We start from the raw sequence: 10,716 nt of genomic DNA on the forward strand, positions 1-10,716 counted from the left end.
CGGGAGCGGCCCTTCTGCGCCGTTTCGACCGTTGTCGGTGCGAGGACCTAATCTGTGCACCGTGACTTCGCCTGCCTATACGGACAACGCTGCGCCCCAGCTCAGCGCGGGGCCGCGGCCCGCACCGGGCCCGGCCGCCGACGAGGGGCTGTCCCGGCGGCTGCGCGCGCTCGCCTGCACGGCTCCGCTGCACGACCTGGACGTCCGCAAGGCGAACCTCGCCGGTGAGTACAGCGGCTACGCGATGGCCGAGGTCGCCCTCGCGGCGATCGACCACGTCACGCTCAACATGGACTTCGACACGGGCGCGGACCACGACCAGATAGTGACCAGACTCCTCCCGCGCGTCGCCGCCCAGGCCCCCGGCCGCCCGGCCGCCGAGCACGAACGGGTCGCCCGCTGGGTCCTGGAGAACCTGATCAACGTCGGCAGCGTCGACCGCGGATTCCGCGCGGTCTACGGCACCTTCGGGCCCGACGGCGCCTACGTCCGCCGCGACTACGACTTCAAGCTGATCGAGGAGGTCCCCGGGCACGGCGGCAGCGTCTACCTCAGGGCCACCGACGAGGCGGTCAACGTCCTTGTCGGCGCCCTCGACACGGACGTCACCAGCGCCCAGATCGCCGCCGAGGTGAAGCTGGAGGTCCTGATCAGCCGGGGCAGGCTGGCCGACGCCCAGCTCGCCGCCGAACAGGCCCGTTACCGGACCGTGCAGTACGCGGAAACGCTGCGCAAGACGCTCGACGCCACCCGGCGCAACGTCCGCGCGGTCGACTGGCTCAACGCCGTGCCCGACATGATCGCCGAAGCGCTGGACCACGTCGCCGACCGCTACCGCCACGAGAACGCGATCCTCACCAACATCCGCAAGGCCCGTGACGAGGCCGAGGACCCCGAGCACAAGCGCCGCGCCGCCGAGCTCGTCGACATCGTCAAGGACTGCATCCGCCGCCACACCCAGCTCCAGTCCCGGCTGCTTGAGGCCGGCCCCCTCTTCCGCGCCGAACAGGACCGGCAGGCGTTCGCCGCACCCGCCGCCCGCACCGGCCTCGACCTGTACGGGCAGCTCCTCGGCCCGCTGCTGCCGCTCCCCGTCGAGCAGGCGAGCCGCGCCACCGACGCCTTCTTCGCCCACGGCACGGGCCTGCGCACCCCGGTATCCGTGCGGGTGGGCGACCTGGTCGACCTGCTCCTCAGCCCGCCGCCGGCGCGCGAGCACCTCGGCGCCGAGATGCCCGAGCCGGACCTGATCGCCACCCCGGACGACAGCCGCTTCAGCGAGGAGCAGCTGGCCGCAGCGATGGAGCTGCTCGACCTGGAGCACGACGCGCCGCGCCGCCTCTCCGGCCTCCTGGCCGACGCCCGCCGGCGCGACCGGGACCTGCCCTACCTGGTCGCCCTGCTCGCGGTGCACGCCGCGAGCCCCCCGGTCGGCACCGCCTACCGCCAGGGCGAGCGCCGCCTGCTGTTCTCCGTGGACGACGGCACCCCGCTCGACGACGAGGAGTTCGGCGGCGCCGACCTGATCGTGGGCACGGCTCTGCTCGACGCCGCCGGCATGGCCGCCGACCGTACGGAGGCGCCGTGACAGCCCTCGGCTCCCCTTCCACCTTCCGCAGTACATTCCGCACCGAGGAGCGAGTGTCGTGAGCGACCACCGCGCAGAGCACGCCGACGCGTGGAGCGAGCCCGCCGACCGGCCCGCCCACGGCTACGAGCCCGACCGCCCGGCGCCCGCACCCGCCGCCGTCACCCCGGCGGACGCGGCGGACGCCGCCCGGCTCGTCGCCTTCGGCCTCCAGCCCAAGCTGCTGCCCGCCCGCGACGCCGAGTACGCCGAACTGCTGCGCCGCTACCGGGAGGACCCCGCCTTCGCCCGGCTCGCCGACGCCGTCGCCACCGGGCTCGGCCTCATCGTCCTGGAGGTCTCGCCCCGGGCGGGCATGGCCGTCACAGCGGGCGAGGACTCGCTCTTCGCCGTCCGCATGGGCGACTACGCGCGCCGCGCCTCCTCGGACAGCGCCGACCGGTTCCTGCACGGCCTGGCCCACCTCGCCGTCGCCGCGATGGCGTTCCCCCGCCCCGAGGACGTCGCCGACGACGCCTACATCGGCCGGATCACGGTCAACGGGGTCGACGGCTTCGTCCGCCAGGCATGCAACCGCCTGGAGGAGCGCGCCGAGGAGCAGGGCGACAACACCGACCCGGCCAGCGACGCCCCGGGCCTGGAGGCCGGCTGGCGCGTCTACGCCCGGCGCAGCGCCACCGGAGCCACCAAGGACGCCCGCCGGCTCGCCGGATCCACCACCGGCATCATCGGCAAGGCCGTCGCCTTCCTCACCGACTCCGGCTTCCTCCAGCGCACCGGCGACGACGCCGGAGGCACATACCGCACCACCGCCCGCTACCAGCTCCAGGTCCGCGACATGGCCGGCAGCGCCGCCATGGCCGAACTCCTGGAGCTGGGCGTCGTCCCCGTCACCGACGGCAGCGCCACGCTGCTGCCGCCCCCGGACCCCGACGACCTGGAACTGGTGGCCGACGCGGGCCTGCCGTTCCACGGCTGACCGCATCCCGTCCCCGACGACTTCCTTCCGCTCCCCGAACGACGAGAGTCCGCCGCCATGTACGAGCTTTCCCGGGTCCGCCTCTACTCCATCGGGCCCGCCGGCGCACGCTACGCCGACACCGTGCTCGACCTGCGCGGCGTCGGCGAGCCCGTGCCCCGCCCCGCACCGGCGCAGGCGGAGTTCTTCGAGGACGAGCCGGTCGGCCCGCCGCGCAGGCCCGCCCCGGCCGGTGTGCTCTTCCTGGAGAACGGCGGCGGCAAGTCCGTCCTGCTGAAGTTGATCTTCTCGGTGATGCTGCCGGGCCACCGCAACACCCTCGGCGGCGCCAGCTCCGGCGTGCTGCGCAAGTTCCTGCTGGCCGACGACTGCGGGCATGTCGCGCTGGAGTGGCAGCACACCGTGACCGGCGAGTGCGTGGTCGTCGGCAAGGTCAGCGAGTGGCGCGGGCGCCAGGTCTCCAACGACCCCCGGAAGTTCGCCGAGGCCTGGTACTCCTTCCGCCCCGGCCCCGGGCTCGGCCTGGACTCGCTGCCCGTCGCCGAGTCCACCGCCGTCGGCCGCCCCGCCGAGGGCGTCTCCGGCGCCCGTGGCAGGCGCCGCACCATGAAGGGCTTCCGGGACGCGCTCACCGAGGCCGGGAAGTTCTACCAGCACCTCGACGTGCACTGGGAGGAGATCCACGACCGCTGGAACGAGCACCTCGGCGAACTCGGCCTCGACCCCGAACTCTTCCGCTACCAGCGCGAGATGAACGCCGACGAGGGCGAGGCGGCCGGCCTCTTCGCGGTGAAGAAGGACTCCGACTTCACCGACCTGCTGCTGCGCGCCGTGACCGACACCCGCGACACGGACGGCCTCGCCGACCTCGTCAGCGGCTTCGGCAACAAGCTCGGCCGCCGCGCCGAACTCACCGCCGAACGCGACTTCACCGCCGGCTCCGTCGACCTCCTCGGCCGCATCGTCGAGGCCGCCGCGGCCCGCGCCCGCACCCGCGACATCCACGCCGGGGCGGAGCGCCGCACCCGCACCCTCGCCCGCCGCCTCTCCGCCCGGTCCGGCGAGGAGCGCGGCCGGGCCGCCGAGCTCGCCCAGCAGGTCACCGGCGCCGCCCACACCGTCACCGGCGCCGAGGAGACCCGCGGCCGCAGCGCCCTGATCGCCGCCGAACTCGCCTACCGGCACGCCTCGCTGGCCCTGACCGCAGCCGAGAAGAGCGCCGCCGCCCAGCGCCGCGAACTGGGCGACGCCCGCACCCTGCACTCCGCCTGGCAGGCCGCCGAAGCCGTCCTGCGCCACCGCGCCGCCGCCGACCGCTCCGCCCGCGTCGCCGCCGCGATCCGGGAGGCCGAGCGCGACGCGGCCCCCGCACTCGCCGCCCGCGCGAGCGCGGCCGCCGACCTCGTACGGGCCCTGCACACCGCCGCCGAGGCGGGGGAGAACCGGGCCAACGAGGAGGAGGAGCGCTCCGACACCCTGCAGAGCGCCGGCGAGGCCGCCCACCGGGACGCCACCACCGCCGCCACCGAGGCCCAGCGCGCCCGCAGCGAGGCCGGCCACCTGCGCCAGCGCCTCGCCGAGGTCGAGCAGGAGACCGCCGAAGCCGTCCGGGCCGGCTGGCTCGACGACACCGCGCCGCACGCCGACCCGGCCAGGGCCGCCCTCGCCGCCAACGACGCCGAACAGTCCGCCGTGGCCGCGTGGGACACCGCTCGCGAGGCCGCCGGAGCCGCCGCCGACCGGGCCCGGCAGACCACGGCCGACGAGAGCCGCGCCGAACTGGCCGCGGCCCGCGCCGCCGACGCCGCCCGCGCCGCCGAACAGGCCTACGAGGCCGAGCTGAGGGCCGCCGGGTCCCTCGCCGCCGAACCCCGCCTCGCCGAACTGCTCGGGCTGCCCGTCACGACCGGCGCCGTCCCCCGGCCCCGGCAGGCCGCCGCGCCCGGCGCCGACACGGCCGCCGACGACCCGCACCGCACCGACGAGGCCCCGGCCCCGGACGGCACGGAGACCGCCACCGCCGCCCATCCCGACGGACAGCCCCTCACCGCCGACGAGTTCGACCGCGGCGCGGACGAGCTGCGCGGCCTGCTCGACCAGAGCGTCGCCACCGCCGAACGGCGCCTGTTCGAACTGCGCACCGCCGCGGCCGACGACGCCCGCATCCTGGGCGCGCTCGGCGACGGCGGCCTCCTCCCGCCGAGCCCGGACGTCCTGGCCACCGTGGAATACCTCGGCGAACAGGGCATCCCCGCCCTGCCCGGCTGGCGCTACCTCGCCCAGGCCGTCGACCCCGCCGACCACGCGGCCGTCCTCGCCGCCCGCCCCGAGCTCGTCGACGGCGTCGTCATCACCGACCCCGACGCGCACGCCCGCGCCCGCGAGGTCCTCGGCGCCGCCGCCCTGCTGCCCCGCTCCGCCGTCGCCGTCGGCACCGCCGCCGCCCTCCTCGCCCCCGTGCCCGGCCCGGGCAGCGGCGCGTCCGGCACCCCCGAGGAGGTCTTCCTCGTCCCGCCGAACCCGGCCATGCACGACGAGCACGCCGCCGACGAGGAGCGCCACGCGCTGCGCAGCCGGGCCGCCGCCCGCGACGAGGACATCCGGGTGCTCGCCGCCCGTCTCGGCGCCGACCGCGCGCTGGCCGCCCGCATCGGGTCCTGGCGCGCCGACTGCCCGCCCGGCATGCTCGCCGAGCTGGCCGAGGGCGCCGCCTCCGCCCGCACCGCCGCCGAGACCGCCGAGGCCGTCCTCGCCGAGGCCCGCACGGTCCGTGCCGAGGCCGACGAGGCCGCCGCCGACACCGCCCGCGTCCGCGAGGAGCGCCAGGAGGCCGCCCAGCGCGCCCGCCGGGCCGCCGACGCGCTCGCCGGACTGGCCTTCCGGCTCCGCGAACGGGCCGGCTGGCAGGCCAAGCTGCGCGAACTGACCGACGAGGCCGCCGAGTGCGAGGCCCGCGCCACCGTCCTCCTGGAGCGCGCCAGGGCCGCCGACGAGGACCGCCGCGCCGCCCAGCGCGCCGCCGACGACGCCCGCCGCACCGCCCGCGCCCTGCGCGCCGAACGCGCCGAGATCGCCGGCGCCCCCGAACAGCTCCCCGACCCCGACGAGGACGCCCCCCGCCAGGCGCTGCCCGCCCTGCGCGAGGCGTACCGGGCGGCGTCCCAGCTGTACGAGAAGGTCGGCGTCGGCGCCGACCTGCGCGCCGAACAGGCCCGCGCCGAGAGCGACGAGAGCGCCGCGCTCGCCGAGCTGGACCGCCTCACCAACAAGGTCCGCACCCGGGCCGCCCAGCTCCTGGAGGGCACCGACGGCGCCGACGGCCCGTCCCGGCAGGCCGCCGCCGCCCGTGCCGAATCCCTCGTCCAGCTCCTGGAGACCCGTGCCTCGGCGGCCAGCGAGCAGCTGGGCCGGCTGCGCGGCGAGGCCGAACGTCTGGCGCCCGCCGACGGCGAGAGCCTGCACACCGAACTGCCCGACGACCAGGTGCCCGCCGACGCGGAACAGGCCCAGGCCCTCCTGCGCACCGCCACTGCCGAGCTGGCCGCCGCGACCGCCGCCCTGGACACCGCGAGGGCCGCCCACGCCGAGCTGCTGCACGCCCATCGCACCGCCGAGGACGCGGCGGGCGGCTTCGACGAGACCGCCGCCCTGCTGCGCGACCTGCTCAGGGACCACGGCGCCGAGGACGACCCGGAGGATCCCGAGCCCTATCCGGGCAGCCTGGAGGAGGCCCGGCAGTCCGCCGCCGAGGCCCGTCGCTCGCTGCGCGGCTGCGCCGCCGACCTGTCCGCCGCCGAAGCGGCCGTCCGGGAGGCGAGCGACGTCCTCGTACGGCACGCCAACTCCACCCGCTACGAGCAGGTCCGCACGCCCGCCCGGCAGCAGATCCGCGAGCTGCCCGCCGCCGCGCTCCCCGAGCACGCGGAGAAGTGGGCCATCGCCTTCGCGCCCCGGCTTCGGGTCCTCACCGACGAACTGGCCCAGCTGGAGCGCAACCGCGACTCCATCGTCGACCGGCTGCGCGGCCTGGTGGAGTCCGCGCTCACCACGCTCCGCTCCGCGCAGCGGCTCTCCCGGCTCCCCGAGGGCCTGGGGGAGTGGTCCGGGCAGGAATTCCTCCGTATCCGCTTCGAGGAACCCGACCAGGCCACCCTCACCGAACGGCTCGGCGAGGTCATCGACGAGGCCACCAGGGCTGCCCTCAGGAAGAACTCCGACCTGCGCCGGGACGGCATGTCCCTGCTCCTGCGCGGCGTTCAGGCAGCCCTGGAACCCAGGGGCATCGCCGTGGAGATCCTCAAGCCGGATGCCGTCCTGCGCGCCGAGCGCGTGCCCGTCGGGCAGATGGGCGACGTCTTCTCCGGCGGCCAGCTGCTCACCGCGGCCATCGCCCTCTACTGCACGATGGCCGCCCTGCGCAGCAACGACCGGGGCCGCGACCGCACCCAGCACCGGCACGCGGGCACGCTGTTCCTGGACAACCCGATCGGCCGGGCCAACGCCACCTATCTGCTGGAGCTCCAGCGCGCGGTGGCCGACGCACTCGGCGTACAACTCCTGTACACCACCGGGCTGTTCGACACCACGGCGCTCGCGGAATTCCCACTCGTCATCCGGCTGCGCAACGACGCGGACCTGCGGGCCGGTCTGAAGTACATCAGCGTCGAGGAGCACCTGCGCCCCGGGCTGCCGCAGCAGGACCCCGCCGCCGAGACGGTGCACGGCGAGATCACCGCGACCCGCATGTTCAAGCGCGGCGCCCCGGCCCCGCGGACACCGGACGCGTCCGAGACCGTCGAGAAGACCCGGACTCCGTAGCCGCCGGGCGCGGTCAGGCCCGCGAGAGGCGGTCCGTGCCCCGGTGGGCTATCCGTGCCGCGTCCCGCTGCGCGGTGCGGGCCTCACGCCGTGCCCTGCGCCGCTCACGCCGCAGGGCACGGGCCGAGCTGCTGGGCTCGGAGACCACGCCGTTGCGCTGGTTCCACACCTGGCGGGTGACCCAGACGTCCAGCACCGCCCAGGTCGCGACCACCGTGCTCGCCACCCCGCTCAGCACCATGGGGAAGGAGAGCCAGGACCCGGCCAGCGCGGTGAGGAACGCCACCATCGCCAGGATGACCGTCAACGACAGGACGAGCACCGCCCGCACGGCCGCCGTGCGCACCGGATCCGGCATCCGCCGTCGCAGCGCCGGCTCCTCCACCCAGAGCTGCCGGGGCACGGCCGGCCGCTCCCGCGCGCCCGCGTCCCCCGTCGGCTCCACCGCTTCCTCACGCTCCTGTGTGTCCAAGACCCTTCACTCCCACCGCTGTCCGACTTCAGGGTTGCTGCCCGGCATACACCCTTTCTACGCCGACGGTCCGTCCCGTCCGCCCGAGCGTGACCCGTTGGTCCCCCTACCCCCGTACAGACAGACGAGCGGTCAGGGGTGAAGATTCCCCCCACCCGTCACGAAACGAAGAATTCCAGCCAACCGGGACGTGAAGGAACGTGCCACTCCCTGGGGCCTCTTCTGTCGCTTTCGTGAATTTCATCTCCCGGAATACCGGGACAAGCCATGGTCAACTCCCGGTAAGGCGGCCGAAAATCGTCCGGACACGCCTTCGAGTTGTCTGTGTGTCAGTAGTAGGCTCGCGCCGTTTGTTGACGAAACCCGTCCCCGCCGCGCGGGGACGACCTGGGGGAGGCCATGCGCTTTCGCGGAAAGTCCATCCGCAGGAAGATCGTGGCGTTGCTCGTGGTGCCGCTCGTCTCGCTCACCGCGCTCTGGGGTTTCGCCACCTATCTCACCGGGCGCGAGGCCGGGAAACTGCTGAGCGCGAGCGCCGTCGTGGAGAAGGTGGGCCACCCGCTTGAGGACACCGTCCGGGTCATCCAGAGCGAACGCCGCCAGACGCTCGTCTTCCTCGCCGACCCGCGCACGTCCGACGCCCTGCCCGCCCTGCGCCGGCAGCGCGCCACCACCGACCGGGTCGTGGCCGAGGTCAGCAGGAGCGCCCAGGAGAAGGACATCCGCGACGCGCTCGGCGCGACCGCCGAGACCCAGCTCACCTCGATACTCGGCGCCGTCGAAGGTCTCGACGCCCTGCGCGAATCCGTCGACAAACGCACCATCGGCCGGCTCAAGGCGATGGCCTACTACAACCGCCTGATCGACCCCTGCTACCGCTTCCTGACCGGATTGCACACCATGGAGAACGTCTCCATGGACCAGCAGGTGCGGGCACTGACCGGGATATCCCGCGCCCGCGAAATGCTTTCCAGGGAAGACGCCCTGGTCGCCTCGGGCCTCCTGGCCGGCCGCCTCACCGCCCCGGAACTGCGCCAGATCTCCGACCTCGTCGCCCAGCGCGGCCTGCTGTACGAGACCAACGTCGACCTGCTCCCCGCCTCCGAACGCCGGCGCGTCCAGCAGTACTGGCAGGGCCCGGACAGCGAACCGCTGCGTTCCGCCGAGGAGAAGATCCTCGACCAGGGCCCCACCACGGGCCCGCGCACCCGTGACGCCGCCCGCTGGCAGGAGGTCGGCCCGCCCGCCCTGGACCGGCTGGCCAACGACGCGACGGAGATGAACAACCGCTTCCAGGACCGCGGCAAACCCGCCGGCTACGGCATCCTGATCAAGGCGGGCATCGCCGGCGTCCTCGGCTTCCTGGCCCTGCTCGTCTCCGTCTTCGTGTCCGTACGCATCGGCCGCGAACTGGTCCGCGACCTCTCCCGGCTGCGCAAGGACGCCCACGAGGTGTCCGGCGTACGGCTGCCGAGCGTGATGCGCCGCCTCGCCGCGGGCGAACAGGTCGACGTGGAGACCGAGTCGCCGCACCTCCAGTACGAGCGCGACGAGATCGGCCAGGTCGGCCAGGCCCTCAACACCCTGCAACGCGCCGCCGTCGAAGCCGCCGTCAAACAGGCCGACATGCGCCGCGGCGTCTCCGAGGTCTTCGTCAACCTCGCCCGCCGCAACCAGGTCCTGCTGCACCGCCAGCTGACGCTCCTGGACGCCATGGAGCGCCGCACCGAGAACACCGACGAACTCGCCGACCTCTTCCGCCTCGACCACCTCACCACCCGTATGCGCCGGCACGCCGAGGGCCTGGTGATCCTCTCCGGGGCGGCCCCCTCCCGGCAGTGGCGCAAGCCCATCCAGCTGATGGACGTGGTGCGCGCCGCCGTCGCCGAGGTCGAGGACTACGAACGCGTCGAGGTCCGCCGGCTGCCCCGGATCGGCGTGGGCGGCCCGGCCGTCGCCGACCTCACCCACCTGATCGCCGAACTCCTGGAGAACGCCACGGTGTTCTCGCCCCCGCACACCGCCGTCCAGGTGCATGGGGAGCGCGTCGCCAACGGCTTCACCCTGGAGATCCACGACCGCGGCCTCGGCATGCCCCCGGACGTCCTCCTCGACGCCAACCTCCGGCTCGCCGAGACCCCCGAGTTCGAGCTGTCCGACACCGACCGCCTCGGCCTCTTCGTGGTCAGCCGGCTCGCCCAGCGGCAGAACGTCCGCGTCTCCCTCCAGACATCCCCGTACGGCGGCACCACGGCGGTGGTGTTCATCCCGGCCGCGCTCCTCACCGACGCACCCGAGTCGCACGGCACCGGCTTCCGCCTCGACCGCAGGTCCGAGAAGGCCATTGCCAGCAGCCGTCCGGGCGCCGCCACGGGCCGCCCCGAGGCCGACGTCCACGTGCCGGGGCGGCCGAGCGGCCTCTCGCCGGTCCCCACCGGACTGGTCGACCCGGTCCTGCTGGACGGCCCCGTCGAGCTGGAGGGCGACGAGCCGCTGGACTTCACCCGTGACCCCGTCCTCGAAGCGGTGGCCGGTCCGGGGCTCGACCCCGTGCTCGACGGCGTGGCCGACCTGGAGGACACCGAGAGCGAACGCGGCGGCATCTTCCGCGCCCGCGCACTGCGCCGCGACGGCGAACGCGAGCAGCACCAGCAGGCCCCCGACGACGGCGTGCGGGCCCTGCACCCCGAGGGCACCAGGCCGCTGCCCCGTCGCCGCCGGCCGCCGACCCTGGTCACCGACCGGGGCCGCCGGGTCGACGGTGCCGGCCGCGCGCATCCCGGCTCCGAGGACCGCGAGCCGGTCCGCCCGGTGGACCGGCTCGCGGTCCTCGGAGCCGGGATGCGCGCGGCCGGCACC

Annotated in this window: 5 protein-coding genes; 4 read left to right on the forward strand and 1 reads right to left on the reverse strand. The window is 74.9% G+C overall.

Annotated elements, in window-relative coordinates:
* Nucleotides 1–61: 61 nt before the first annotated feature.
* The 3 genes from EAO73_RS23550 to EAO73_RS23560 are packed head-to-tail and all read left to right on the forward strand — an operon-like array spanning nt 62 to nt 7,385.
* Entirely contained in the window at nt 62–1,588 is a 1,527-nt protein-coding gene (locus EAO73_RS23550; RefSeq protein ID WP_147973441.1) for a hypothetical protein, read from the forward strand.
* Between the two features lie 58 nt (nt 1,589–1,646).
* Nucleotides 1,647–2,567: a hypothetical protein gene (locus EAO73_RS23555; protein ID WP_147973442.1), complete on the forward strand. Its 921-nt coding sequence runs from the start codon at nt 1,647–1,649 to the stop codon at nt 2,565–2,567.
* Between the two features lie 57 nt (nt 2,568–2,624).
* On the forward strand, nt 2,625–7,385 hold the full coding sequence (locus EAO73_RS23560; protein WP_147973443.1) for a hypothetical protein: 4,761 nt from the start codon (nt 2,625–2,627) through the stop codon (nt 7,383–7,385).
* A gap of 13 nt (nt 7,386–7,398) precedes the next feature.
* Here EAO73_RS23560 and EAO73_RS23565 read toward each other — a convergent pair whose 3' ends face one another.
* Nucleotides 7,399–7,857, reverse strand: a complete 459-nt coding sequence (locus tag EAO73_RS23565; RefSeq protein WP_376560043.1) for a hypothetical protein — start codon at nt 7,855–7,857, stop codon at nt 7,399–7,401.
* 399 nt (nt 7,858–8,256) lie between these two features.
* Between EAO73_RS23565 and EAO73_RS23570 the strand changes: the two genes are divergently transcribed.
* Nucleotides 8,257–10,716, forward strand: a 2,460-nt coding sequence (locus EAO73_RS23570) for a nitrate- and nitrite sensing domain-containing protein (RefSeq protein ID WP_224756402.1), incomplete at its 3' end; no start/stop codon positions are given.

This window comes from Streptomyces sp. col6, from assembly GCF_008042035.1.
Lineage (GTDB): Bacteria > Actinomycetota > Actinomycetes > Streptomycetales > Streptomycetaceae > Streptomyces.